Below are 25669 nucleotides of genomic sequence, written 5' to 3' on the forward strand. Positions count from 1 at the left end.
CCGATAATGCCCATCGCCGTCATTGCCTGCCAAGACGCCACTCTGATCGCGCAGCACTTCGTAGAGGCCCTTCAGAAGCGGTTCGACGCGATCTACTGTATCGACGAGGGCTTTCGGGCGGCGCTGGCAGAGACCGGGACAGAGCTGCGCCCGGCAGGCGAGTTGACCCAATCGGACCAGCTCTGTGCGTTTTTCGCGCCGGGCCATGAATGGGTCGACGACACCATCGGACTGATGATGGAGGACGCGGCACAGCGGGGCAGTTCTGCCTATCTCAACAAGTTCCAGTGGGGATACTGCCCGCTGCTGACCCGCGACATCGACCTTGGCCAGAGATACCTGCGCCATCGCAAGCCAATCGCGATGTTTGCGGCGCTTGCTGCCCGGCGTCCGGACTACTACGTCTCAAACGCGGCCCTTGACCGGGCGCATTCTTTCTATCTCGCCACCACAGAGGAAGAGGGGCGCGCCGCAGTCGGGCACATGGTCACGACCGGAACCGGACAGGACACCCTCGACCCGCGCAGCTTTCCCAGCACCTTTGCCGTGCTCAACCACAGCTTTATGGTCGAACAGGTCGAACGGCTGGCATTCTTTACCGACCTCGGGGGCAAGCGGGTGCTGGAAATCGGCGCCTCGCCCCTCAACCCGGTTCTGGCGCGGTTGCTGATCGACAAATACGGCTGTGACTACGTCGGTGTGAATATTGAACCTTTCGAATATTCCAGTGCCCCCGGCATGAAGATGATCAGCGAGGACATCCACAAGGTGGACTTCCCGCGCAATCACTTCGACGTGGTGTTCAGCATCGCGGTCTGGGAACATATCCCCAATCCGCTACCGGTTTTCGATGCGGTGGCGCGGTGGCTGCGGCCCAGCGGGATACATTACGGGATCTTCCAGAACTGGATGTCGCAGGTGGGTCACCATGTGTTTTCCCCGCGTGCGCCCGGGCATCTGGTGCCGGCCTGGGGCCATCTGATTTACTCACCCGAAGATCTGGGGACACAAATCACCACAGCGGGCGGCAGTCCCGAAACCGCCGCCTCGATCACCGATTTCATCCACAACTCACCAGAGATCAACCGCGTGCCGACGGGCGATTTCGTGGCCAAGATCCAATCCGGACCGCTCGAAGTTCTGTATCTCGATGGCCGGGCGCGTGGGCGGCTCAATCCGCGTGCCGTCGAGATTGCAGCCGAAAATCCTGAGCTGAATGCCGAGGAACTGTCCTGCCTCGGGCTTGAATTCGCTCTGCGGAAATCGGACTTCGATATCCGCTCCTGGCCCCTTACCCTGACATCCGGAGACCCCAATGCTCAATGACCTTTCCCGCGTTGAAGACCTGATCGCCTGCCAGAAAAAGAACGCCAGCTTTTGCGAAAAGCTGCTGGGCCATTACTATGATCAGGTGCTGCAACCGGGCGACAGTTTCATCGACGTGGGCGCGCGGGTCGGGCATCATCTGTTTCCGATGGCGCGCAAGGTCGGCCCCTCGGGTCAAGGCATCGGCATCGAGGCCAGCCCCGCCGTCGCCGCCGCCCTGACCGAACGGGTGACCAAGGAGATGCCGCAGGTCACCATCGTGCACGGGGCCGCCGCCGACCGCGAAGGCCATGCCACCTTTTACATCCGCGAAAGCTTTTCCGGCTGGTCGTCGCTTTATGCCGAACATGTCCACCCAAGCGAGGAAGGTGAGCAAAAGGCCGTCGACGTCAGCTTTGTGCAGATCGACGACATCGTCGAACAGGCGGGCTGGACCAAATGCGCCTTTATCAAGCTGGACATCGAACACGCCGAGTTCCCGGCGCTGCGCGGCGCGAAAAAGATGCTGAAATCCATGCGCCCGATGATCTGCTTCGAGAACGCCCCGCGCAAGGCGGCAGAGCTGAACGGCTACACCATGGCCGAGTTCGCCAGCTTTTTCGAGGATCTCGACTATGACCTCTATGACATCTTCCTCAACAAGGTGACGCGTCAGCGGCTGGCCAATGACACCTACCTGCCCAGCTATTACCTTGCCTGCCCCGCCGAACAGGGCGCATTGAGCGCCGAGTTTGTCGCCAGCGCCGAGGCGGTGGCACAATCCTTCATGGACAAGACTGCCTGAGCGCGGACATGGTGCCGCTGCTCTCGGAGGGGATGCGCAACCGGCTGCTGGGCCTGCACCTGACCCATGCCGGGTTGGCCGAATGCATGATCGCGGCCTGCTATCAAAGCGTGCTGAAACCGGGCGGGGGGTTTGTCGACGTGGGCGCGCGGATCGGCGCCCATACGGTGCCGATGACGCGGATCGTCGGGGCCACAGGCACCGGACTGGCGATCGAGGCCAACCCCGACACGCTGCCCCGGCTAAAGGCCGCGCTGGCAGCCCCCGGTGTGCCGCAGGGGGTGACGCAGGTGCTGCATGCCGCCGCGCATGACCATGTCGGTGAGGTGCGCTTTCACACCCGCCCGCAGGGGCAGGACGGCATGAGCTCGATCTACGCCGAGGCGCTGCGCACCGAGGATCCCGGCCCCAAGACAACCTATCCGGTGCCCTGCACCACGCTGGATGCGGCCCTGATGGCGCATCCGCTGCCAAAAGTGGATTTCCTCAAGATCGACGTCGAGGATGCAGAATACCTTGTGCTGCGCGGCGCGGGCGACCTGATGGCGCGCCACCAACCGCTGATCGCGCTGGAAAACCTGCCGCGTGAGGCGGCCGCGCGGGGTGGGTATTCTGCCGCGGACTGGTTCGGGTTGTTCGAGACCGCAGGCTATCATCTGGTCGACATGTTCTGGCAGCCCTTCACGCCTGCGGATTTCACGGCAAAGGGCGATCTGCCCTACAGCTATTTTGCCCTGCCACAGGGGCGGGATCTGGGCGATCTGATCCCCGATCACGTCTACCTTGGACGACTGATGCAGCACGCCCGACGGCTGGACCCGGGATTTTGCCCCTGACATGGCCGGGGGCTGACCCCTAAAGAATTGCTGCCAGACGATTGTGCGCCGCGACCTGATATGGGTCTTGGGGGTCAAAGACCTCCAGCGCCGCGCGCGCCCGGTCCCGGGCTCCGGATTGAATCAGGCATTCGATCCACGCCAGCCGCCGCTGCACATCCAGTTCCTTGAGCGCATCAGCCTTGTCATAGGCGGCAACCGCCTCTGCGGGAAACGCATCGCAAAACGCGTCCCCCAGCGCACAAAGCGCGTCATATTCGTCGCCGGGAAGCGAGCGCAGCCAATCCAGCACCGCGCGCCGGGCTTTGCCAACCTCATCCAACCGCACATAGGCCAGGATCAGCATCCTGCGCTGCAGCGCCAGTTTTGCGCCATGCACGATATAGGGTTCCAGCAACCCCGGTACCGGCGCGTAGTTCTGAGACAGAACATGGATCTGTGCCATCCGCAGGGCGCGCAAATTCGGATGCCAGTCCGCCGGAATGTGATCCAGATGGCAGCGTGCCTCCTGTGGCATTTGTCGGCGAATGTAGAATTTAACCGCCTCTTCGGCGAAATCTGGGCTTTCGGCGCTGAGGGCAGAGAAGCGTTCAAAAAAAGCCAGACCGGGGGTCTTGTCCCCCACAGCATGCTTCTTGGCCTCTTCCAGCAGCGCCAGCGCGCCGCCGGTCCGTGCAGCCTCGTCAAGCGCGGCCATGCTGTCGTCGGGCGGGCAATAGGCCCGAACCATCCGATCCACATTGATGCGCACGATGTCATCGGTGACATGTACGTTGTCATCCAGCCAGGCCACCTTGCGGTCGCTGAGCGTGACGGATTCGTAGCTGGGGAAATAATGCACATGCGCGTAGTCCGTGCAGATGTGTTCGGCCACGGTGCGCAGGCAGGATTTGGAATAGCTGTTGGCCACCATCACATCCATATCCTGCCGAAAGGTGTTGATCAGCGGGACGGGCGACACGGTCAGGATGATTTGTTGATCGCGGCGACATCGGCTTTGCAACAGATCGATGGACCGGCGCATGAACCCAAGGGTCTCTGCGAAATCCAGCACACGCAGGCTGAAGCGGTCCGGATCCGCCTTGAGGACGCGCAGCATCGGGGTGGAATTCAGGTAGATCCCCTGCAGGTGATCATACCACAATTCCGTCAGACCCAGCGTCACGATCACCACCCGGCAGTCGACCACGGTGCCGGTGGCTTCGATGATAGCGTTGCGGCGCAGGGCCAACTCCTCAAAAGGCCGGGGCCGTTCGGTGGCCACCACATGCAGATCGGCGCATTTTCCGGGGCTTACCTCGATGAAATTGGCGCGTTGATCAAACCGCGCCTCAGGGTCCAGCGCCCATGAAAAATCATTGTAGATGGACGGCACGCCATAGTTGTTGATGATCGCCGGGTTCACCGTCCTGAATTGCGGCTGACGCAGCAGATCCAGCATCGGCAGCCGAAACCCCCGGCTGGCCAGAACCCGTTCGATATTGCGGGCAAAACAGGACCCGATGGTAAAAACCTTCTCTCCCGGCTCAAGCTGGAAAGGCGCCTGAAAGCCGGGCAGGGCCACGGGTGACACACGGTTGTCCGCCGTGCCGTCACTCCAGCCAGCGGTTTCTCCCAACCGGTTCGCCAGCGCCTGTTGGACTGAGATCTCGATCAAGGCCATGGTCTGGGCTCTCCGGTCAGGTATCGTGGTCGGATGCAGGGGCAAAGCCCCCGAACCTGCCCTACAACACGAAATCATCCGCCGTCAGCCCGGTGACACCGCCCACGCGAATTTCCGCGTCGATGGTGCCGTTGCCGTCCGCATCAAACTGCACGATGGTCGACCCCGTGGCGGTCTCATTCAGGCGAATTTCCGGGTTGCCCGAGGGCGCAAAGGCCGCGGTGCCGCGGAATTCAAACACCCCCGGCGACATGCCCGCCACCACGATCAGGTCAACGCCCTGTTCGAAATCCATGATCTGGTCGCGATTGGCCCCCGCAACGGTTCCGGCAAGCGCGCGGAAGACAAAATTGTCCGCCCCTTCGCCGCCGGTCAGGTAATCACGGCCCAGTCCCCCGGCCAGATCATCCTCCCCGGCACGCCCACGCAGGATGTCATTGCCCGAACCGCCCTCAAGCGTGTCGTCGCCATTGCCACCGTCCATGATGTCGTCGTTGTCACCGCCATCAAGCAGGTCGCTGCCGTCCTGGCCGACCAGCACGTCGTTGCCGCCCTCGCCATAAACACTGTCATCACCGGCGTTGGCGTTTAGCGTGTCATTGTTGGACCCGCCATTGATGCCGTCATTGCCCTCACCGCCCAGAATGAAATCGTCGCCGCTGCCGCCATCCAGCACATCGTCACCGCCTCGCCCGACCAGCTGGTCGTCATCGGCCCCGCCATCAAGCTCATCCGCAAATTCGCCGCCGACCAGAGTGTCGTTGCCAGCTTCGCCGTAGATCGTGCCGGCGGTCACCCCGTCACCGATCGTGGAATAGAAATCATCCCCAATCCAAAGGTTTATTGCGCCGGTGATGATGCCGGAATTGACCACCAGATCATTTACGCTGCTGCCCTGGATTATACTGTTCGCATCCCGGTCGGTGATCGTGCCGTGATTGACCACGGTCAGCCCCAAAGCGCTGCTCGATCCAGCGATGTAGGTGCTGGTGATCTCACCGGTATTGTAGAGATAACCCTCCCCCAGACGACCCATGTTGATCGTGTTGCTGAAGATCGTGCCGCTGTTGACGATCGTCACATCACCGAGCGAGCTATCATTGTAGTTGAAGGTCGATGTAGTGCCCTGATTCTGGATCATGTCGCCAGAGTTGAACAGCGTGATGTCGCTCTCTCCGCCAAGGGAGAGCGTGTCGATCATGTAGGCATTGGTGGTGATGGTGCCGAAATTGCGGATCACGTGGGTCGTGTCCTCGCCGGCGAGGTCGATAGCCTCGCTGTTGATCGAGGTGATGGTGCCGTGGTTCTCGATAATGCTGGATGAATTGGCATCGACCGCAGCAGAGGAAGAAATGATGTGGCCATAATTGTAGACCCGGGTGATTGAAGCACCGCTGGAAAGTAGCACCCCGGTTCCGCTCGGGTCGGTGACATTGACACCGGGCATGATCACCAGCTCGTCGCTATTGTTGACGATGATGCCATCGGTATCGTCGGTGGTTTGAAAGATGACAGCCATGGAAATTTTCCTTTTATAATGATGTCCCGCGGGTTGGCGGGGGATGAATGTCGCGCGTGTTAGCCCCGGATCGCGCCCTCGGGAATGCCGGGTTCCGGCGGCAAGCCTGCCTACGCAGGCCACGGACCCGGCAGGCGCGCCCAAGAACCCGCGAACCGGCGGATAAGTCAAGTTTGCGGGGCTGCCCCTGTCAGGACAGCCCCGTTCAGGCCAAGAAAGTCAGGGCTGGAAGGTCAGAGCAGGAACATCAAAGCACGAAATCATCCGCCGTCAGCCCGGTGACACCGCCCACGCGAATTTCCGCGTCGATGGTGCCGTCACCATTGTTGTCGATCTGTACGATGGTCGATCCCGTGGCGGTCTCATTCAGGCGAATTTCCGGGTTGGCCGAGGGCGCAAAGGCGGCCGTGCCACGGAATTCGAACACGCCCGGGCTGAGACCGGCAATGATGATCGTGTCCACGCCCTGTTCGAAATCGAGGATCTGATCGCGGGTCGCCCCGATGCCCGCATCGCCAATGCTGCGGAACACGAAATTGTCTGCGCCCTCGCCGCCTGTCAGGTAGTCAAGGCCCAGTCCCCCCGCCAGATCATCCTCGCCGGCACGGCCGCGCAGGATGTCATTGCCCGAACCGCCCTCAAGCGTGTCGTCGCCATTGCCACCGTCCATGGTGTCGTCGTTGTCACCGCCATCAAGCAGGTCGCTGCCGTCCTGGCCGACCAGCACGTCATTGCCGCCCTCGCCATAGACGGTGTCATCGCCGGCGTTGGCGTTCATCGTGTCATTGTCAGCGCCGCCGTTGATCTCGTCGTTGTCGGCGCCGCCCAGGATGAAATCGTCGCCGCTGCCGCCCTCAAGGCTGTCATCGCCGCCGTGGCCGATCAGCGTGTCGTTGTCAGCACCGCCGTCGAACAGGTCCACCGCCTCGCCGCCGATCAGCAGATCGTCGTCCTCGTCGCCATGCACCGTACCCTGCACCTCGCCCGAGGTGCCCCGGTAGACGTCGTCGTTGTTGTCGAGGTAAATATCCCCGACCATCAACCCGGCATTGTTGATGATGTCCACGCCGGTCCCACTGAAGGCGGTGTAGCTGCCGGCATTCCCGATGATCGTGCCGCTGTTGTCCAGAGTGGAGGTCCCTGTGCTGTTGCTTTGCCAGTTGGCGAAGACCCCGAACCCGGCTTTGCCGATGATGGTGCCGGTGTTGATCAAGTAGAAATTGGAGGTTCCGGCATCCGCTGCCACACCGTCCGATTGTCCCTGGATCAGACCGCTGTTGGAAATGTGGGTTGTCGTGGCCTCGTCCGCTGTCCGGATGTCGACCGCATCCTCGCCCGACAGGATCGTTCCCGCGTTCATGAGATAGGCATTGCTGGTCAATTGCATGCTGACCGTATCGCCGTTCAGCGCCTGCAAGACCCCGGTCGGGCCCACGCTGATCTCGGTCCTGTAGCCTGTGGCATCGATCGCGTTGTGCGCGGCAGAGGTGGAATTCGCCAACACGAGCCCACCGACGTAAATGTAGTTTGGGCTCAGGCCGGAGGTGGTGATCGCGTCCCCCGACACAACGAGTTCGGCATCGGCGTTGGTCAGAACCCCTGTTTCGCCGCTGCCGAGGGTTTGAGCGATGCTGCTGAAACCGGTGAGAATGAAGCTGGCCATGATGCGTAGTCCTTGTTCAATACGTTGAAAGTGAAATGCCCTAGCGCAACCGCTTGCGGGCAGACGGGATTCTCTGGCGGTCCAATCCGCGTGTCATGGCAAACCGGCGCCCGTGTGGAACGGGCGCCGCGCATGGGATTTCCGGGTCAGAAAAGTCGCCCCGGACCGCCCGATCATGCCCTGCCCGCTGCGCCTTTGTCCACTTGGGCGCGGGTTTCGGCGGGCCAGAGCGTGTTGCGCCAAATCGAATTCACAAACCAGACCGAACGCGTTGTGCTCCGATCGGGCGCGCCACTTTCTAAAGCACGAAATCATCCGCCGTCAGCCCGGTCACGCCGCCCACCCGGATCTCTGCGTCGATGGTGCCGTCACCGTCGGCATCAAACTGCACGATGGTCGACCCCGTAGCGGTCTCATTCAGCCGCAACTCGGGGTTGCCCGAGGGGGCAAAGGCGCTGGTGCCGCGGAATTCAAAGACCCCCGGCGACAGGCCCGCCACCACGATCAGGTCAACGCCCTGTTCGAAATCAAGGATCTGGTCGCGGTTGGCCCCGGCAACGGTTCCGGCAAGCGCGCGGAAGACAAAATTGTCCGCCCCTTCGCCGCCGGTCATATAATCACGACCCAGCCCCCCGGCCAGATCGTCCTCGCCGGCACGACCGCGCAGGATGTCATTGCCGTCGCCGCCTTCGAGCGTGTCGTCGCCATTGCCACCGTCCATGGTGTCGTCGTTGTCACCACCATCAAGCAGGTCGCTGCCGTCCTGCCCGACGAGAATGTCATTGCCCGCCTCGCCGTACACCGTGTCGTTGTCGCCGCCCGCGTTCAGCGTGTCATTGCCGGCCCCGCCCAGCACCTCATCGTTGCCGGTGCCGCCGAGGATGAAATCATTGTCATTTCCGCCATCAAGGCTGTCATCGCCGCCATTGCCGACGATCTTGTCATTCTGATCCCCGCCCAGGATCGTATCCGCGCTGGCCCCGCCGACCAGCGTGTCGTTGCCGCCGCTGCCCAGCACCGTGCCCAGCACCTGTCCGCTGGCGGTGCTCTGGTACAGGTCGTCGCCCAGCCCCATCTGCACATCGCCGACAATCAGACCCGAGTTCACGACGCTGTCGGCATTGATCCCGGCGTTGATCACATTGCTGCCCGGTCCGTTGGTCCCGTGGATCTCGCCAGAGTTGACGATCCGGGTCTGGGCCGAGTTGTTCATCAGGATCAGGCTGGTCTGGATGATGCCCGAATTGGTCAGCCGGGCCGTGCCGCTGGCGTCGATGTTCAGGGTTCCCCCCTGCATCAGGCCGGTGTTCCAGACCGTCCCGGAGGTCATGCCGCCCGACCCGTAGATGATGGGGGACCCGCTGGTCGAGATTATCTTGCCGTTGTTTATCAGGTTCAGGGAGAAGCCGTTGGCGGTGTCCACATCGATCGGTTCCTGACCCGCGATGATATCGCCGTTGTTGACGATCCCGAAGCTGGCCCCCGCGATGGTGTGGTTCAGGTCGATCCCGTCGGCGGTGCCTTGGATCACCCCGTTGTTGACCACATAGGCGTTGGTCGCAAAGATTTCGACCGCTTCAAATCCGGCCAGAACCGTGCCAAAGTTGTGAAACTCCGTCCGGGTGGCCCCGGACAAAAGGTTCACCCCGTCAGCGGTGCCGGTGATCACTTCGCCGGGCAGCAAAAAGGTCTCGTCCCCGTTTGCGATGTTGACGAGTCCTGCGACGCTGGTGATGAAATTGACGGCCATAGAATGCTGCTCCTGAATGGTTTTTCCTGAAAGAGGACGGCATGCCCCCCCAGAGCCTAAAGGCCGCTGGGGGGAAATAAATAGATTTTTAGACTGTTCCGATGCATGACCGTCCGTTTGCAAGGTCAGGCCGTCCGCTGTCCGTGCGGATACACCCCCAGCGCGCATTTCGGGTTTGGTCGCCAGATCGGCATCGGTCTTGCTGCACCCTCTGCCAAAGACCCACATGCGCAAGACCGCAGGGGTGGGTTACAACACGAAATCATCCGCCGTCAGCCCGGTGACACCACCCACCCGGATCTCTGCGTCGATGGTGCCGTCACCGTCGGCATCAAACTGCACGATGGTCGATCCGGTGGCGGTCTCATTCAGGCGCAGTTCGGGGTTGCCCGACGGCGCAAACGCCGCAGTGCCGCGGAACTCAAAGACCCCCGGCGACAGGCCCGCCACCACGATCAGGTCAACGCCCTGTTCAAAATCAAGGATCTGGTCGCGGTTGGCCCCTGCCACGGTTCCGGCCAGCGCGCGGAAGACAAAATTGTCCGCCCCTTCGCCGCCGGTCAGGTAATCACGGCCCAGCCCCCCGGCCAGATCGTCCTCGCCGGCCCGACCGCGCAGGATGTCGTTGCCGTCGCCGCCTTCAAGGCTGTCATCGCCGTTGCCGCCGTCCATGGTGTCGTCGTTGTTGCCCCCCTCCAGCACGTCGCTGCCGTCCTGCCCCACCAGGACGTCGTTGCCGTCGCCACCAAGGATCGTGTCGTTGCCCGCGCCAGCGTTCAGCACGTCGTTTTCGGTGCCGCCGTCGATCGAGTCGTCACCGTCGCCGCCAAAGATCGTGTCGTTCCCGGCGTCGCCGTTCAGGCTGTCGTCGCCGCCATGGCCGACCAGCAGATCGGCGTCGGTTCCACCGCGCAGGTCATCGCCCTCGGACCCGCCGATCAGCGTATCGGCACCTTCCTCCCCCAGCACCTGACCGGTGGTGACACCCGACGCGACCCCGCGATAGGTGTCTGCCCCGCCGCCCAGAAGCACGTCACCCATGATCGTGCCGCTGTTGGTCAGGACATGCACGCCGCCGTCCAGATTGACCTCACCGTCCAGCGTGCCGTCGTTGATGATGGTGGCGTCGTAGGACGAGACATCCGGCGTCTTGATGGAAAACTCGGGGCCGGAAATCAGCCCTGTATTGCGGATCACGAAACCGTCGCCGCCGTAGAAATAAACCCCCGCCGATTCAACAACGAGGCCTTCGACCCGTCCGGGGCTTTGGATCGTGCCGCTGTTGATCAGCTGCGTGCCGCCGCCGCGCATGTCGACACCGCGTTCGCCGGTGATCAGCCCGGAATTGACGATAGAGGTGGCGTCGTCGGTCTGTACCCCGTGGCCCGAGCCCTCGATCGTGCCGCTGTTGCTGAGAAGGCTATCGACCCCCAGCATCTCGACCCCGGAATCGCCCGCGCCGACGATCGACCCCTGGTTCCGGACCGTGGTCCCCGTTCCGTGGAACTCGAGACCGTCGCTCCAGGCCCAGACGCTGCCGGTTCGGCCGATGTGAACCTCGACATCGTCCGTGGTGTTGCTGTCAGCGGTGCCGTCTCCGCCGCCGGCAAAGACCGAGCCCTCGATCACAAGTATGATGCTGGTTTGTGCTGCGAACGCGAATGTGTTGCCGCTGGAGGTGATCAGCTGGCCTTGGGGAACGATGTATTCCTCGTTCGTTACCAGATTGATCGTGCCATCCTGCGTGTTGAGAATCTGAACCATGGGAAAATCTCCTTCAAGAATTGTTTTATCTGAGGCAATGCAGCCTCGGGGTGCGAAACCCGCGTGGCGCATCTATTTTACATGTTTTTCGGGACCTTCGTCTCCGGTTTTCAGGTGGGCACCCTTTGGTCAGTCTGGTTGCCGCGCGTTTTCTTTAGCGCGATCCAGACTGGCATGGGAAGTGCCCCGATTTTTCTGCGCGTCTGATCGCACCCGACTTCAAAGGGCAGGCCGCGCCCGGTACCATGGCGCGCGGATCCGCGAATGACGGCGGGGTCGTCACGATCACGCACTCATAGAACCGGGCACAGAACCGGAGATGATCTTGGGCGGACTGCGTCGCGCCTCACAACACGAAATCATCCGCTGTCAGCCCGGTGACACCGCCCACCCGGATCTCTGCGTCGATGGTGCCGTCACCGTTGGCATCAAACTGCACGATGGTCGATCCGGTGGCGGTTTCATTCAGCCGCAACTCGGGGTTGCCTGACGGCGCAAAGGCCGCGGTGCCGCGGAATTCAAAGACCCCCGGCGACATGCCCGCCACCACGATCAGGTCAACGCCCTGTTCGAAATCCATGATCTGGTCGCGGTTGGCCCCTGCCTCGGTTCCGGCAAGCGCGCGGAAGACAAAATTGTCCGCCCCTTCGCCGCCAGTCAGCAGGTCCCTGCCGTCGCCGCCCGCCAGATCATCCTCCCCGGCACGCCCACGCAGGATGTCATTGCCCGAACCGCCCTCAAGCGTGTCGTCGCCATTGCCACCGTCCATGGTGTCGTCGTTGTCCCCGCCATCAAGCAGGTCGCTGCCGTCCTGGCCGACCAGCACGTCGTTGCCCGCCTCGCCATAAACACTGTCATCACCGGCGTTGGCGTTTAGCGTGTCATTGTCAGCGCCGCCGTTGATCTCGTCATTGCCCTCACCGCCCAGGATGAAGTCGTCGCCGCTGCCGCCATCCAGCACATCGTCACCGCCTCGCCCGACCAGCTGGTCGTCATCGGCCCCGCCATCAAAGTCGTCGGCGAAATCGCCGCCGGTCAGCGTGTCGTTTCCGTTCTCGCCCAGCACCGTGCCCGCCGTGACACCAGCGCCCAAGCCCATGTAGGCGTCGGCGCCGCCCCCCATCTGGATGTCGCCGGTGATCGTGCCGGTGTTGCTAATCACGTCGCTGTCGGCGCCGGCAAGGACCGCAAGGCCATCTGCCGCGATGGTCCCGGAGTTCGACAGTCTGAAGACCTCACCCAAAGACAGGACGGCCCGGATGCCGTCATTGGCACCGGTCATTGTCCCTGAATTGACCACGGTGGCGGTTCCTTCCACCCTTACGATGAAGTCCGAAGCCGCGTTCATCACACCGCTGTTGACGAGCCTTGAATCCTGGCCATTCATCCGCAGGGCGGCAATCAACCCCCCAGAGGGATACGTTCCATCCACCGTGCCGCCGTTCACGAATATCGTGGTGTCGCCATCAAGCTCGATCTGGCCACCGGATATTGTGCCATAGTTGGTCACGGTCGTCCCACTGCCTGTGCCTTTGATCGGTCGAAAGGCCGAACTCGTCAGGATGGACCCCGTCGGCCCGACATAGATATTTGTGTCTGTGTTTACGCCCAATTCGATGGTATTGAATGTGGTCGTGACTATGGCTCCGAGAATAAATATGTCGGTGTTGTTGCCGTTCACGTCGATGACTGCGCTTGTGAAGTACTGCGTAACGCCTTCCAGAATAAAATATTCATCGTTCGCTGCGAGGGTCGTTTGCGCGTTGGTCAGTGTATCAATCACAAAGGTTGCCATGACTTTTTCTCTCCTAATCCAGAAATACGGGGCAGATTAACCGTCTTGCGGCCCGGGGCCAGATAAATCGGTCGGGCCTGTTCCCAAGGAGGACGTCACCTCGCGGTCGGGCCCTGCCGCACAGGAAAAAGGAACGCCCCGCGACGGGGGCGTTTCATTTTTGTTGCCGGTGCTTTTTTGTTGCCGGTGCTTTGCGCCTCGGGGATGGCGCTTTACAGCACGAAATCATCCGCCGTCAGGCCGGTGACACCACCCACCCGGATCTCTGCGTCGATGGTGCCGTCACCATTGTTGTCGATCTGCACGATGGTCGACCCGGTGGGCGTCTCGAACAGGCGCAGTTCGGGATTGCCCGAGGGGGCAAACCCGGCGGTGCCGCGGAATTCGAACACGCCGGGCGACAGGCCCGCCACGACAATCAGATCGACGCCCTGTTCGAAATCCAGGATCTGATCGCGGGTCGCCCCGATGCCCGCTTCGGCAATGCCACGAAAGACAAAGTTGTCCGCGCCCTCACCGCCGGTCAACAGGTCCCTCCCGGTGCCGCCCGCCAGATCGTCCTCACCGGCGCGGCCACGCAGGATGTCATTGCCGCTGCCGCCCTCAAGGATGTCATCGCCATTGCCGCCGTCCAACGTGTCGTCCAGCATGCCGCCGTCCAGAAAATCCGATCCGTCCTGACCCACCAGCACATCGTTGCCCGCCTCGCCGTACAGTGTGTCGTCGCCGGCATTGCCGTTGATCGTGTCGAAGTTGTTGCCGCCGGTCATGCTGTCGTTGCCCGCGCCGCCCAGGATGTAGTCATTGCCCGCCTCGCCGCTCAGGATGTCATCGCCGCCGCGCCCGATCAGCAGGTCGGCATCGTCACCACCCAGCATCTGGTCGGTCTCTGACCCGCCCTGCAACGTGTCATTGCCTAGGCCCCCCAGCACCCGGCCAGAGGTGGTGCCGCCGTTGGCGTTGTAGAAATCCGCGCCCGCGCCCATGTCGATCTCGCCGCTGATAACCCCCGAATTGATCAGGTAATCGGTCGAGGCGCCGCCCAGAAAGGCATGGTCCGGCGTGCCGCCGATGTCCTGCCCGGCCAGAATTTCGCCGGTGTTGCGAAAGATGCTAAGGCCGCCCGACGCGCCGGTCAGGGAATTGTCGATGCCCCGGCTGCTAGAGCTGATCACACCGCTGTTGGTGAATTCGATAAAGCCGGTGTTGGTGATTTCCAGAATAACAGCAGCCTCTGAGATCGACGACAGCAGACCGGTGTTGATCACATCATGGTTGATGGGCAGCACGGCGGCGGCATCGGTCGTCAGTTCCAGCGCGCTGAGGCTGCCGATGATGCTGCCGTGGTTTATGATCTGCGTGCTGTCGGTCACATTGGCGATGAGGCCATGACCATTGGTCTGGATCGATCCGTTTGGTCCCACATACATCGTGACCGCGGTGGCGTTCTGGGCATCCACCCCATTGCCAAAGCCCAGAATGGATCCGTCGACCAGCAGGCTCGCTCCGCCGTTCATGATCACGGGGAAGGCGAACACCTGCAACGATCCTTGCGGCCCGATGATGCCAGCCTCTCCGTTGTTGAGGGTCTGCTGGGCGGTGACAAGGGCGTTGATGTTGAACGAGGCCATGGCGGAAATCTCCTGTGGGTCAATGCATATGCAAAACGACGGCCCGGCGATCCCAAGGGACAAGGACGACAAAAGGCCGGTCTGATGAGGGACAGGCCACCATGGTTTGCCAAAATTGTCGTCAGGTCAAAGAAATCCCCGCAAAAGCACCGGGGCAGGGGCGAATACAAAGGGCCTTCTTCTTATGGCAGAGTGATCTTCGGGGATCTCTCCCAATGATCATTTCCTCCCCGCCGCCGGGACGGGCGGGCGGGCGCTACAGCGCGAAATCATCCGCGGTCAGCCCGGTGACTCCGCCCACCCGGATCTCGGCATCCGCCGTGCCGTCGCCATCCACGTCAAACTGCACGATGCTGGACCCGGTCGCGGTCTCGATCACCCGGATCTGGTTGGGGGCCGAAAACGCCGCCGTGCCGACAAAGGCAAACACCCCCGGCGACATGCTGACCACGTTGATCAGGTCCACCCCCGGCTCAAAGTCAAGGATCTGGTCGCGGACAGCGCCTGTTCCCGCATGGGCGGTGGTGCGGAACACAAAGACATCCGCATCCGCGCCGCCGGTCAGAAAATCCAGCCCCAGACCACCCGCCAGTTCATCCTCTCCGGCGCGGCCGCGCAGCACGTCATTGTCATCGCCGCCTTCCAGCGTGTCATTGCCGTCGCCGCCGTCCAGCGTATCGTTGCCCGCGCCGCCCTCCAGCAGGTCCGACCCGTCCTGCCCCGCCAGCACGTCCGCCGCGCCGTCCCCCGACAGATCGTCGTCGCCGCCGCCGCCAGAGATCGTATCGGTGCCGTCGCCGCCCGTGACCACGTCGCTGCCCAGCCCGGCGATGATCAGGTCGTCGCCCGCCCCGCCATGCAGGACATCGTCGCCGCCGCGCCCGACCAGCTTGTCATTGTCGGTGCCGCCCTCCAGCAGGTCGGCGCTTTCGCCGCCCACCAGCGTGTCATTGCCCGCCTCGCCCCGCACCGCGCCGCTGGTCACGCCCGGGCCTGCGTTCTCGAAGAAATCCGCACCGCCCCCCAGGGCGACGCTGCCCAGAAGGGTGCCCGCATTGACCACCGTGTCGCCCGCCGCCGCGTCGCCGGTCAGCACCAGATCGCCGGTGCCGTCGCGGTCGGTCAGCGTGCCGCGATTGATCACAACCGCCGGCCCGGTGGAGCGCATGTCGATCCGGGTGGCAAAGATCTCTCCGGTGTTGACCAGACGGCTGAAGCCGCTGCCGCTCATGGCCAGATCCTGGCCATCCATCAGCCCCGAGTTGGTCAGGGTGAAATTGCCGATCGCCCCGTCAAAGACCAGATCAGCTCCGCGCGCCACCATGGTGCCCGCATTGAACAGGTCGATGTCCTTGTCGCCGGGGCTATCGATGTCGATCAGCTCCCCGTCATTGGCCATCATGGTGCCGTAGTTGAGGATCTCGATCAGCCCCGCCCCGCCGGCAAGGTTGATGGCATCGCCGGTAAAGCTGGTCAGCGTGCCAAAATTGGCGATCCGCGCATTGTCGGCCCGCACCTCGACGCCATTGTCGTCGGCCCAGACAAAGCCATAGGCAAACAGGCTGGTGACCAGTGCCCCGGCCATCAGCTCAAACCCGTCGCCATTGGCGGTGTAGATGTCGTTGTAGTCGCGCAGCACGACAGTGGCGCCATTGGGGGCATAGACCGTGGTCGAGGCGCTGGATTGATAGGTGGTGGTCATAGGCGGTGTCCCCCGGGACCGGGCCACAGGGGGCCGCCCCTTTCATCTTGGTTAACAACCTCGCGTGTCCCGCTTAACAAACCGTGAACATTTGCCGGATCAGAGGGTCTGGCAGACAGGCAGCCCCCCGAAAGGCCGTGATTTTGCGGGGTTCGAACGGTTTTAACCAATGTTTCCAATTCCTCTGCGTCCCACCGCCCGCTTCGGGGTAAATCCACAGAGGGGCTGTCGGCCGCGCCACGGACGGGGCGCGGGGCCGATTCGGCCCCGGCGGGGCGGGGACAGACACGCAAGGACGGGGTGAACCGATGGCACGACCGACACCGTTTGACGACGATCTGACCGATGGCCCGCTGGCCCGGCTGATTGCGCTCATGGCCGGGCATGACCGGGCCTCGGGGCGGGCGGGCAACGACACGCTGCGCGGCGAGGCCGGCAATGACACGCTGGCAGGCGACGGGGGCGATGACCGGCTGATCGGAGGCCCCGGCAAGGACTGGCTGCTGGGCGGTGACGGCGATGACACCCTGCGCGGCGACGACGGGGAGGACGCGCTGCTGGGCGGGCCGGGGCGCGATCTGTTGGTGGGGGGCTCTGACGATGACGACCTGCGTGGCGGGCCGGGCGGCGACACCCTGATCGGTGCCACCGGCGACGATACCATGGCTGGTGAGGATGGCGACGACATGCTGGACGGCGGCACCGGGGATGATCTGCTGACCGGCGGCGCGGGCGATGATTGGCTGCGCGGCGCGCAGGACAGCGACACGCTGTTTGCCGGGGACGGCAATGACACGCTGGCGGGTGGTGACGGCGACGACTGGCTGCGCGGCGAGGCGGGCACCGACACGCTGGTCGGCGGCGCGGGCAATGACTGGATGGTGGGCGGCGCAGACAACGACTGGATGGCCGGCGAGGCGGGCAATGACACGCTGCTGGGCGAAGACGGCAACGATGCCGCCTCGGGCGGGGCCGGACACGACCTGCTGCGTGGCGGGGCGGGGGACGACACGCTGTCCGGCCTCAGCGGCCATGACACCCTGCAAGGCGGGGTGGGCGACGATCTGCTGATTGGTGGCGCGGGGGCGGACGTCTTTGTCTTCACCCGGGGTCAGGACCGCATCGCCGATTTTGAGGACGGGGTGGATCTGATCGACCTCACCGGCGCGGCGTTTGCGCTGCGCGCGGCGCTGATGGTGCCGGGCCATTCGATCAGCGTGGCGGCGGGCGGATGGCTGGTGCTGGGGGCAGGCCCCAACACATTGGTGATCGACAACCCCGGCGACAGCGCCATCACCCTGACCAGCGACGATGTCCTGTTCTAGCGGGCGCTTATACCCCGATCATCCGCCGCATCGCGCCGCGCCTGCGCCAGCGCAGATCGGCCTCCAGCAACCGGTCCAGTACCACGGCGATTGCCGCATCCCAGTCCTCGACCGACGCAGAGGCGGCGGGTTTCGCGCGCGAAACATCGCCCGCACCCGCTGCGCGCGCGCCCTCGGCGATGCCGTCATACAGGCCCGCCAGCGCCTCGGGGGCGTCCAGCCGCGTCGGCCCCGCCTTCATCCGCGCCCAGTAGGGATCCAGCGAGGTCCAGCCCGGTTCCGCCAGCAACCGCTCTGCGGTCTCGGGCGGCAGGGCGTCCATCATCCGGGCCACGTCCTCTTGCAGGCGCGGCCAGACTTCTTGCGCTAAGCGCGGCAAAAAGGCCCAGAGCTTGTCCGAGGGCGCAAACTGGCACCACCGCTGCACCACAAATTCCGCCGCGCTGTCATGCGGGGTCGGGCGAAAGCGGCGGTTGCGCAGGAAAAACCCGGTCAGCGCCGGGGGCGGGGCGCTGTTGACCTGATCGCCCGCCTGCAACGGCAGGCCGTAACGCGCGGCAAAGCCCGCCACCACGTCGGCCCGCGCGCTGTCCACCGCCAGCCGCACGTTGGGCGCGGCGGCCCAGGCCGCCACATAGGGGCCGACGTCATAGCGCGCCCGTTCCAGCCAGCGTTCGACCTGACGGTTGTGAAAAAACCCGGTGTGCCAGATGCCCCACTGCCAATAGGCGGCGTTGATCCAGTCCAGCGGCGGGCGCACATAGGCCACCGCGTCCAGCGTCTCCAGCCCGGCCGCCGCCGCCAGCGCCGGGGCCTGATCCGCATGGGCCACCCAGCCTTCGCTGGACAGGATCGGCACCCGGCCCGCGCGCGTCTGCGCCGCGATGCCCGCACCGACCTGCGCCCAATAGGCGGGCTGATTGTCCTGCCGGGTGACATTGGGCCACGACAGATAGCCATGCACCGAATGCCGCATCATCGCCGCCAGCCGTCGGCCCGTCACCGGCACCAGACCGTCCTCGGTCACGCGACCCGCCATATAGACATGCCGCCGCCCGTCCGCGCCGGACAGCTCTGGCTGTGCGCTCAGCGCCCGTTGCAGGGCGGAACTGCCGCATTTCGGCGCCCCCACATGCAGGATGGCCCGCACCGGGGCGCCTTGGCTGTGCTCTGTCATGCTGTCTTGTCTTCATCCAATCGAGCGGCGCGCATCACGGTGTCATGGCACAGAACGCGCGCCCTGACCACACTGGCTCACCCCTCTGGCCGCCTACTCTGGCCGCCTACTCTGGCCCCACGGGAGGTGATCTCTTGGCACGGCTGGGGGCTTGCTCTAAAGCTCGGTCCATGAGCAGTCAGTCAAGTCCGGCCGAGCAGGCCTCCCGCATTGAATTTCTGGCGCGGATCAACCGGCTCGCCCCGTTGATACCGCACTACGAGGCCATTCTCGAAGCTATGTACCGCCGCGTCATCGCGCCCGGTCAATGCGTCTACGACATCGGCTGTCACGCCGGTCGGCACACGACGCCCTTTCTGGAACTTGTCGGCCCCGGCGGGCAGGTCGTCGGGTTTGAGCCGATCCCCCAGATGGCGCAACGCCTGCGCTCGCTGGCCGCGCAGCATCGCAATTTCACGATCCATGAGACCGCGCTGTCCAACCAGAGCGGCAAGACAAGCTTTGCCTTCGCCACCGGCACGCCGGAGGAAAGCGGCCTGATCGAACGGCAGTTCAACCATCCCGAACTGGCGAAGGTGCGCCAGATCACGGTGATGGTGAACCGGCTGGATGACATGGTGACCGCACAGGGCTTGCCCGACCCCCATTACATCAAGATCGATGTCGAGGGCGCCGAACTGGACGTGCTGGACGGCGCGCGCGACACGCTGGCCCGCGCCCGGCCGATCCTGTCGGTGGAATACGGCGCGCCCGGCTATGCGCCCTACGGCCATCAGGCGATGGATCTTTGGCAGTTTGCCGACAGCGCGGGCTATGCTGTTTTTGACCTGTTCGGCTATCCTCTGACCACGCCCGAGGCCTGGCTGACGGAATGCGATCGCGGGATCTGGGACTGGTTTCTGGTGCCGGTCGAACGCGCCGCCCAGATTGAGGCCCTCTGGCGCTGAGCGCGCCCGATAGGTGCCCCGGATTTTGCCGGAACTCCGCCAATTCTCAGACTGCAACCCGGACCGTGACATGATCCTTCTCGATATCACCACCAGCTACACTTTCCGCCACTGGAAGGCGATGGGCCTTCTGCGGGTCGAGCAAGAGGTGATCCGCGCCTTCCGCGCGCAGTACGGCGAGGCAGTGACCTTTGGCATCTACAACCCGGTGCTGGAGGGGTATTACCGTGTGCCTCCCGAAGAGATCGACGCGATTTTGGCAGAGCGCCGCTGGGTGGTGCCATCCCGTGACCGGGCCGCGATGTCACCCTCACGTCTGCGGCGGCACATGCGCCGCTTTCGGCTGGCCCGCGATATCCGGCAGGCGGTGCGCCGGTTTCCCGGCGCGGACCCCATCACCGAATTGCGCCGCGACGCGGCGCTGGCACAGGCGCTGTCACGCGTCAGCCTTGAGGAATATTCCAGCCTGCGCCGCTGGCTGGGCATGGCGCAGCGGCTCACCCCGAAATTGGCCCCGGTGCTGTCGCGCACCGATCTGGTCAACCACCAGTTGCACCACGGCCAGCTGGATGCACAGGCCCCCGACCGCTTTGCCCCCGAAAACGCCATCGATCCGGGGCAGGTCACGCAATACCTGTCGGTCGGCGGCTTCTGGTCGGACAGCCGCTATGAATACGCCTACCACGCCCGCAAGGACCACGGCTGGACCGTGCATTACCTGATCTACGACCTGATCCCGGTGCTGTGGCGGCACCTGACCGAACCCACCACCAAGGAAACCTTTCCACTGGCGCTGCACTGGATGCTCTGGGGGGTCGATCAGGTCTGGACCATCTCCGACACCACCCGGCGGGATCTGCTGGCCCATGTGGCCGACCACGGCTATCCGCCGCTGAACGACCGCTGGGTGACGCCGGTCTTGCTGGGGGCCGACAGCACCGCGCCCGCGGATGCGGACACCACCCGCGCCACACTGGCGCGGCATGATCTGGACCCGGGCGGCTATGTGCTGATGGTCGGCACGCTGGAGCCGCGCAAGAACCACGATTTCGCCTATCGTCTGTGGCGTGAGCTGCACCAGCGGCATCCGGACAAGGTGCTGCCGCTGATCTTTGTCGGCCAGCCGGGGTGGAGCATGGGTCCCTTTGTCGAAATGCTGGCCGAGGATGTGGGCCTGCCGCACGAGGCCATCCGCATCCTGACCGATGTCGACGACGAGGCGCTTGGCGTGCTCTACGACAACTGCCGCTTTACCCTGTACCCCTCCCACTATGAGGGTTGGGGCCTGCCGGTGGTCGAAAGCCTGAACCACGGCAAACCCTGCCTGTGTTCCGACGCCCCCTCGATCGTCGAGGCGGCCCAAGGGGCTGCGGACTGCCTGCCGCTGCTGGACGGCGAGGCATGGGCGGCGCGGGCTTTGGCGCTGATGGGCGACGAGGCCACCTATGCCGAGGCGCTGGACCGGGCAGAGGCGTTTGGCGGCTACAGCTGGCAGGATTTCCGCCAGAACCTGATCGCGGATTTTGAGGCGTTTCAGGATGAGCTGCCCGTGCAGCGTGTCGGCTGAGGCCGGATAAACCCTGCCATGGCGGTCTTTTTTTGGTGCAGTTTTCCTGAAATCGGCTTGATTTTTCACGATAATCTGACAGCCTCGCCCCCGAGCGCGCAAGCAGTTTCAATTAGATTTTGACAAAGGACGACCCATGGCCATTTCAGTCGGCGATATCTACTTTACCGCAAACCTGACGGATCTGAGCGGGGATGGCGCCGAAAGCTTTTCCTTTGTGGCCACAACCGCGATTGCCGCCGGGGAGGTCATCACATTTCACGGCCCCGAAAGCGCCTTCACCGTTGGCAATTCGTCTTTTACCTTTACCGTCGGGGCGGCCGGGTTAAGCGCGTTTGATCGTGTCACGATCGTCGAAAGCAGCTTAGTTCCGAACACTATTATCCTGGCCAGTGACCCCTCCGGCGGGTCCACCAGCGCAGTGTCCGGAAACGGGTGGAGCATTACCGACAACGACAACATCATCGCCGCGCAGGGCGGGCAGGTTCTGGCCGCGATCGTCAATTCCAGCAGCAGCGGGTCGGCATGGAACAACAACCTTGATGTCACCGGCCTGTCGACGACACAGCTGGACAGTTTCCTGATCGCAAATCCGACGCTCAGCCCGATTGCCGAACATGTGGGCGGCCTGACGGACAACGCGATGTTCAGCGGCACGGATATCACGACGCAGGGCAGCAATCCGGCGTTCTGGGTGACAACGGATGACGCCGTGGACCACACGTCCCCGACCATCGGCACGACGACCTATACGACCCAGGACGCCAACATAAACTGCTTTGCGGCCGGCACCCTGATTGCAACCCCGACCGGAGAGCGCGCCATCGAAACACTGCGCAACGGTGACCGGATCCTGACGGCGGACGGGCAGGAGACGCGGGTGCTGTGGCTGGCGCAGCAGACCATCGACGCGCGGCACGGGATCGCCGCCCGCCGCGCCCCGGTGCGCATTGCTGCGGGTGCCTTGGGCAATCATACGGATCTGATTGTCACGGCGGACCACGGCATGATTGTCGACGGGCTGGTGATCAACGCCTCTGCGCTGGTGAACGGCGGGACCATCGACTGGGTGGCGGATGCGGATATCCCCGCCGGGTTCACCGTCTATCACATTGAAACCGCCGCGCATGACGTTATCCTTGCCAATGGGGCGGCGGCTGAAACCTTCATGGATGCGGTGGGGCGGGCCTGTTTCGACAACCATCAGGACTATCTCGACCTGTATGGCTGCGAGCGAATTATCCCTGAAATGACCCGCCCGAGGATTTCATCCCGGCGGTTGCTGCCGGCGGCCATCCGGGCACGGCTGGGGATTGCCGAGGACAGCACCGATAAATGCTCCGGGGGCGATCTGGCGCAAAGCGCCTGATAAACGCGCGCCATGCCCGCCCCATCCTCATCCGGGGGGGCGGGCATGGGCGGCGGTCTGCGGACCGGACAGTTTGCACATTGCATTCCGCCGCCGTTCAGGGCGATACACCGTCGAGTTGCGCAAAGAGTACTGCCTACAGTGAAGATCGTCACGCTTTCGACCTATCCCGTCAGCCACCCGTTCCACGGCGGGCAGCGACGGCTTGACGCCATCACCCGCGTGTTGCGCGGCGCGGACCATGAGGTCACGGCGATGCCGTTTTTCTTTGGTCCGCATTACCCGCAGCATACCGCCGATGAGGCGCTGACCGCGCTGCCGGGTGAGATGCACGGCGACATTGCCCGTGCCGGGCTGCGCGAAGACCTGCACATGCACCGGCTGCTGCACCCGGGCGTGCCCGCCTTTGATGCCGCGCGCCAGCGGTTGGACCAGATCCGCCCCGACGCGCTGCATTTCGAACAGCCTTGGCTGCTACCGCTGCTGGAGGCGCTGCTGGAGGACATCCCCGAGGCCGAGCGTCCCGCAGTGGTTTACGGCTCGCAGAACATCGAAAGCGTGCTGATCCCCGCGCGCTTTCGCGATGAGACCGACGCGCTGGAACAGGCGGCCACCCGGCGCGCCGATATGGTGGTTGCGGTCAGCGCGGCGGATGCGCAGGTGCTGGAACGCTGGCGCACGCCGGGGCAGGGCGCGCCTGTGGTTGTGGCCCCCAACGGCTGCTGGCCCCCGGCGCTGGACACCGGCGCGCCGCGCCCCATCGCCGAGGACTACCTGATGCTGGCGGGCAGCGGCCATGGTCCCAATGCCGAGGGGTACTGGGACGTGATCGGCCGCATTCCCGGCTGCATCCCGCCCGACGGGCGGCTGGCGGTGGTCGGCGGCGTTGGCGACCTGCTGCGCGCCGATCCGCGCTTTCGCCATTTTCGCAAGCTCAACGACCATCTGGTGCAGATCACCGGCCGCGTCGAAGAGGATGTGCTGCAGGCGCTGTTGACCCATGCCAAGGGCATCTGCCTGCCGATCAAATCCGGCGGTGGCACCAACCTGAAAACCGCCGAGGCGCTGTTGAGCCTCAAACCGGTGATCGCCATGCGCCCGGCCTTTCGCGGCTTTGAAGAGGCGATGTCGCTGGGCGGTGTTCATGTGGCCGAGACCGAAACCGAATTCCGCGCCCATGTGCGCGCTCTTTTTGCAGGACATCTCACCGGCACCCGCGTGGCAGAGGACGTCGCCCGGTACACATGGGACGCAACGCTGGCCGATCTGGCCCCGGCCTACGCCCGCCTGATCCGCGCCGCCCGATTCTAGGAGACCTTACATGGACCGCACCGACCTGGATCCCAAGGCACCCGTCGACAGAACGACCATCCGTGAGACCTATCAGTTCTACCTTGGCCGGGGCGCGCATCTGAACACCATCAACGCGCTGATCGACCGCAAGCTGCCGCTGGGGCGGCTGGAAAACAACATGGTGAACTCCCGCGAGTACTGGCAAAAAGGCCCGGTGCTGGCGACCCACCGGCGCGGCCAGTGGGACGGGTCCATTCTGGTGGTGAAACCGGCGCGGATGCTGTTTTGCCCGATCGCCAAGGTGGCCAATACCTCGGTCAAGGACTGGGCGCTGCGGCTGTGTGGCCACAAGGCCGACCAGCCGGTGCACACGCTGCTGGATGGCGGCAAGATCCGGCTGCAGGCGCGCCACCATTCCGAACGGCAGTTCAACGAGATCCTGCGCGACCCGGACTGGGCGCGGGTGGCGATCCTGCGCGATCCGATCGACCGGCTGATCAGCTGCTACTGGGACAAGTTCGTGCGCAACCGCCGCACGCCTTCGGTGCTGCATCACACCACCCCGGTCTACCGTTTCCTGCTAAGCGAGGAAGAGATCACAGAAGAGCAGATCGAACAGGGCATCACCTTTCGGCAATTCTGCCACTACATCAACCTCGCCCCGCGCGACGCGATGGACCCGCATTGGGCACCGCAGTCGCGCTATCTGGAAACCTTGCGCTGGGACCACCTGTTCCGCATCGACAACATCGACGCCTTTGAACGCTTTGTGCTGGATCGCTGCCCCGAGAATCTGCAGAATGTGCGGCTGGGGATGCGCAACGTGGCCCCGCGCAACAAAAAGACAGTGGACGCAAAGCTGGCCGACACGCCGCCCAAGCAGTTGGACAAATACGCCAACCTGCCCAACGAAGTCATGCTGACCCCCGACATCGAGGATTTCATCCGCGATTACTTTGCGCTGGATTACATGCTGCTGGAGCGGTGCGAGGGCTGACAGCCGCTCCGCGCGCCGCCGGTCAAGACCCATACCGTGACAGAGCCCGCAGAGGTGGCGGCAGGGCGCCAGGGCGGTTACAGCATCAGTCCCACGTACATGCGAACGGTACAGGGGCGGGCCCCGGCCTCACGATCGGAGCGGCTCTGGCGCTGCTCCACAGTGATCGCACAGTGATGGGCGTGATGGGTGACGGAGAATTTCTGCAAGGCGTCACTGCTCTGTGGACGGCGGCCCACTACCAGATCCCAGCGCTTTTCATCATTTCCAATAATCGTTCAAATTATAACGACGAGATCCACCAAGCCGCGATGGCGAAGGAACGCGGAAGACCGCCGCAGAACAGGTGGGTCGGCCAGCAGATTGACAAGCCCGCACCGGATCTTGCGGCGCTTGCGCGTGCGCAAGGAGTCGACGCAGAGGGACCGGTCAAGAATGTGCCCGATCTCATGGCGGCAATCGAGCGCGGCCTCGCGGCCGTGGACGCCGGAAAACTGTATCTGATCGATGCCCATGTCGCGCTTGGATACACCAAGAAAATCGTGACCCGCGGGCATTGAG

At 63.7% G+C, this 25669-nt stretch carries 19 protein-coding genes; 10 read left to right on the forward strand and 9 right to left on the reverse strand.

The genetic code is table 11. From position 1 onward, the window contains the following. The first annotated feature begins 6 nt into the window (after nucleotides 1-6). Genes ANTHELSMS3_RS24670 through ANTHELSMS3_RS24680 form a run of 3 tightly spaced genes read left to right on the forward strand, consistent with a single transcriptional unit; the run spans nucleotide 7 to nucleotide 2946 of the window. Entirely contained in the window at nucleotides 7-1326 is a 1320-nt protein-coding gene (locus tag ANTHELSMS3_RS24670) for a class I SAM-dependent methyltransferase (protein ID WP_157733659.1), read from the forward strand. After that, nucleotides 1316-2110 (forward strand): FkbM family methyltransferase, encoded by a 795-nt coding sequence (locus ANTHELSMS3_RS24675; protein WP_094037670.1) that lies wholly within the window; start codon nucleotides 1316-1318, stop codon nucleotides 2108-2110. The genes ANTHELSMS3_RS24670 and ANTHELSMS3_RS24675 overlap by 11 nt, the downstream gene beginning before the upstream one ends. A gap of 8 nt (nucleotides 2111-2118) precedes the next feature. Next, on the forward strand, nucleotides 2119-2946 hold the full coding sequence (locus ANTHELSMS3_RS24680; protein WP_094037671.1) for an FkbM family methyltransferase: 828 nt from the start codon (nucleotides 2119-2121) through the stop codon (nucleotides 2944-2946). Between the two features lie 19 nt (nucleotides 2947-2965). Here the strand turns inward: ANTHELSMS3_RS24680 and ANTHELSMS3_RS24685 are convergent, their stop codons facing one another. The 8 genes from ANTHELSMS3_RS24685 to ANTHELSMS3_RS26430 all read right to left on the reverse strand — a co-directional run bounded on the left by ANTHELSMS3_RS24685 (nucleotide 2966) and on the right by ANTHELSMS3_RS26430 (nucleotide 16433). Next, complete coding sequence (locus tag ANTHELSMS3_RS24685; RefSeq protein ID WP_157733660.1) at nucleotides 2966-4609, reverse strand: GSCFA domain-containing protein; 1644 nt, start codon at nucleotides 4607-4609, stop codon at nucleotides 2966-2968. A 61-nt stretch (nucleotides 4610-4670) separates the two neighbouring features. Then, on the reverse strand, nucleotides 4671-6128 hold the full coding sequence (locus tag ANTHELSMS3_RS24690; protein WP_094037673.1) for a calcium-binding protein: 1458 nt from the start codon (nucleotides 6126-6128) through the stop codon (nucleotides 4671-4673). A gap of 247 nt (nucleotides 6129-6375) precedes the next feature. Further along, nucleotides 6376-7791, reverse strand: coding sequence for a calcium-binding protein (locus tag ANTHELSMS3_RS24695; RefSeq protein ID WP_094037674.1), 1416 nt, complete (start codon nucleotides 7789-7791; stop codon nucleotides 6376-6378). A 298-nt stretch (nucleotides 7792-8089) separates the two neighbouring features. Continuing rightward, on the reverse strand, nucleotides 8090-9541 hold the full coding sequence (locus tag ANTHELSMS3_RS25750; protein WP_198319981.1) for a calcium-binding protein: 1452 nt from the start codon (nucleotides 9539-9541) through the stop codon (nucleotides 8090-8092). Between the two features lie 249 nt (nucleotides 9542-9790). Beyond that, nucleotides 9791-11305, reverse strand: a complete 1515-nt coding sequence (locus ANTHELSMS3_RS24705; protein ID WP_094037675.1) for a calcium-binding protein — start codon at nucleotides 11303-11305, stop codon at nucleotides 9791-9793. A 346-nt stretch (nucleotides 11306-11651) separates the two neighbouring features. Then, nucleotides 11652-13100, reverse strand: a complete 1449-nt coding sequence (locus ANTHELSMS3_RS26420; protein ID WP_094037676.1) for a calcium-binding protein — start codon at nucleotides 13098-13100, stop codon at nucleotides 11652-11654. A gap of 212 nt (nucleotides 13101-13312) precedes the next feature. Next, nucleotides 13313-14731 carry a calcium-binding protein gene (locus tag ANTHELSMS3_RS26425; RefSeq protein ID WP_094037677.1) on the reverse strand — a complete coding sequence of 473 codons (1419 nt, stop codon included), beginning with the start codon at nucleotides 14729-14731 and terminating at the stop codon, nucleotides 13313-13315. 256 nt (nucleotides 14732-14987) lie between these two features. Then, the gene (locus ANTHELSMS3_RS26430) at nucleotides 14988-16433 is read right to left on the reverse strand and encodes a calcium-binding protein (RefSeq protein ID WP_094037678.1); all 1446 of its coding nucleotides are present in this window, start codon (nucleotides 16431-16433) and stop codon (nucleotides 14988-14990) included. Between the two features lie 308 nt (nucleotides 16434-16741). On the opposite strand from ANTHELSMS3_RS26430, the gene ANTHELSMS3_RS24725 reads away from it, so the two are divergent. Beyond that, complete coding sequence (locus ANTHELSMS3_RS24725; RefSeq protein ID WP_094037679.1) at nucleotides 16742-17758, forward strand: calcium-binding protein; 1017 nt, start codon at nucleotides 16742-16744, stop codon at nucleotides 17756-17758. Nucleotides 17759-17765: 7 nt separating this feature from the next. Here the strand turns inward: ANTHELSMS3_RS24725 and ANTHELSMS3_RS24730 are convergent, their stop codons facing one another. Further along, nucleotides 17766-18935, reverse strand: a complete 1170-nt coding sequence (locus ANTHELSMS3_RS24730) for a hypothetical protein (RefSeq protein WP_094037680.1) — start codon at nucleotides 18933-18935, stop codon at nucleotides 17766-17768. A gap of 170 nt (nucleotides 18936-19105) precedes the next feature. Here ANTHELSMS3_RS24730 and ANTHELSMS3_RS24735 point away from each other — a divergent pair, with 170 nt between their 5' ends. The 6 genes from ANTHELSMS3_RS24735 to ANTHELSMS3_RS24760 all read left to right on the forward strand — a co-directional run bounded on the left by ANTHELSMS3_RS24735 (nucleotide 19106) and on the right by ANTHELSMS3_RS24760 (nucleotide 25668). Beyond that, nucleotides 19106-19882 carry an FkbM family methyltransferase gene (locus ANTHELSMS3_RS24735; protein ID WP_157733663.1) on the forward strand — a complete coding sequence of 259 codons (777 nt, stop codon included), beginning with the start codon at nucleotides 19106-19108 and terminating at the stop codon, nucleotides 19880-19882. 70 nt (nucleotides 19883-19952) lie between these two features. Next, nucleotides 19953-21449, forward strand: coding sequence for a glycosyltransferase family 4 protein (locus ANTHELSMS3_RS24740; protein ID WP_094037682.1), 1497 nt, complete (start codon nucleotides 19953-19955; stop codon nucleotides 21447-21449). A gap of 136 nt (nucleotides 21450-21585) precedes the next feature. After that, entirely contained in the window at nucleotides 21586-22818 is a 1233-nt protein-coding gene (locus ANTHELSMS3_RS26265) for a Hint domain-containing protein (RefSeq protein ID WP_254694987.1), read from the forward strand. Nucleotides 22819-22959: 141 nt separating this feature from the next. Then, entirely contained in the window at nucleotides 22960-24129 is a 1170-nt protein-coding gene (locus tag ANTHELSMS3_RS24750) for a glycosyltransferase (protein WP_198319974.1), read from the forward strand. 10 nt (nucleotides 24130-24139) lie between these two features. Beyond that, nucleotides 24140-25108, forward strand: coding sequence for a sulfotransferase family 2 domain-containing protein (locus ANTHELSMS3_RS24755; protein WP_094037684.1), 969 nt, complete (start codon nucleotides 24140-24142; stop codon nucleotides 25106-25108). After that, nucleotides 25096-25668: a thiamine pyrophosphate-dependent enzyme gene (locus ANTHELSMS3_RS24760; RefSeq protein WP_157733664.1), complete on the forward strand. Its 573-nt coding sequence runs from the start codon at nucleotides 25096-25098 to the stop codon at nucleotides 25666-25668. Before ANTHELSMS3_RS24755 ends, ANTHELSMS3_RS24760 begins: the two co-directional genes overlap by 13 nt. The last annotated feature ends 1 nt before the right edge of the window (nucleotide 25669 follow it).

The organism is Antarctobacter heliothermus (genome assembly GCF_002237555.1).
Lineage (GTDB): Bacteria > Pseudomonadota > Alphaproteobacteria > Rhodobacterales > Rhodobacteraceae > Antarctobacter > Antarctobacter heliothermus_B.

Coding starts and splice junctions, on each gene's coding strand:
- ANTHELSMS3_RS24670 (WP_157733659.1), top strand. CDS start 7: ATGCCCATCGCCGTCATTGCCTGCCAAGACGCCACTCTGATCGCGCAG.
- ANTHELSMS3_RS24675 (WP_094037670.1), top strand. CDS start 1,316: ATGCTCAATGACCTTTCCCGCGTTGAAGACCTGATCGCCTGCCAGAAA.
- ANTHELSMS3_RS24680 (WP_094037671.1), top strand. CDS start 2,119: ATGGTGCCGCTGCTCTCGGAGGGGATGCGCAACCGGCTGCTGGGCCTG.
- ANTHELSMS3_RS24685 (WP_157733660.1), bottom strand. CDS start 4,609: ATGGCCTTGATCGAGATCTCAGTCCAACAGGCGCTGGCGAACCGGTTG.
- ANTHELSMS3_RS24690 (WP_094037673.1), bottom strand. CDS start 6,128: ATGGCTGTCATCTTTCAAACCACCGACGATACCGATGGCATCATCGTC.
- ANTHELSMS3_RS24695 (WP_094037674.1), bottom strand. CDS start 7,791: ATGGCCAGCTTCATTCTCACCGGTTTCAGCAGCATCGCTCAAACCCTC.
- ANTHELSMS3_RS25750 (WP_198319981.1), bottom strand. CDS start 9,541: ATGGCCGTCAATTTCATCACCAGCGTCGCAGGACTCGTCAACATCGCA.
- ANTHELSMS3_RS24705 (WP_094037675.1), bottom strand. CDS start 11,305: ATGGTTCAGATTCTCAACACGCAGGATGGCACGATCAATCTGGTAACG.
- ANTHELSMS3_RS26420 (WP_094037676.1), bottom strand. CDS start 13,100: ATGGCAACCTTTGTGATTGATACACTGACCAACGCGCAAACGACCCTC.
- ANTHELSMS3_RS26425 (WP_094037677.1), bottom strand. CDS start 14,731: ATGGCCTCGTTCAACATCAACGCCCTTGTCACCGCCCAGCAGACCCTC.
- ANTHELSMS3_RS26430 (WP_094037678.1), bottom strand. CDS start 16,433: ATGACCACCACCTATCAATCCAGCGCCTCGACCACGGTCTATGCCCCC.
- ANTHELSMS3_RS24725 (WP_094037679.1), top strand. CDS start 16,742: ATGGCACGACCGACACCGTTTGACGACGATCTGACCGATGGCCCGCTG.
- ANTHELSMS3_RS24730 (WP_094037680.1), bottom strand. CDS start 18,935: ATGACAGAGCACAGCCAAGGCGCCCCGGTGCGGGCCATCCTGCATGTG.
- ANTHELSMS3_RS24735 (WP_157733663.1), top strand. CDS start 19,106: ATGAGCAGTCAGTCAAGTCCGGCCGAGCAGGCCTCCCGCATTGAATTT.
- ANTHELSMS3_RS24740 (WP_094037682.1), top strand. CDS start 19,953: ATGATCCTTCTCGATATCACCACCAGCTACACTTTCCGCCACTGGAAG.
- ANTHELSMS3_RS26265 (WP_254694987.1), top strand. CDS start 21,586: ATGGCCATTTCAGTCGGCGATATCTACTTTACCGCAAACCTGACGGAT.
- ANTHELSMS3_RS24755 (WP_094037684.1), top strand. CDS start 24,140: ATGGACCGCACCGACCTGGATCCCAAGGCACCCGTCGACAGAACGACC.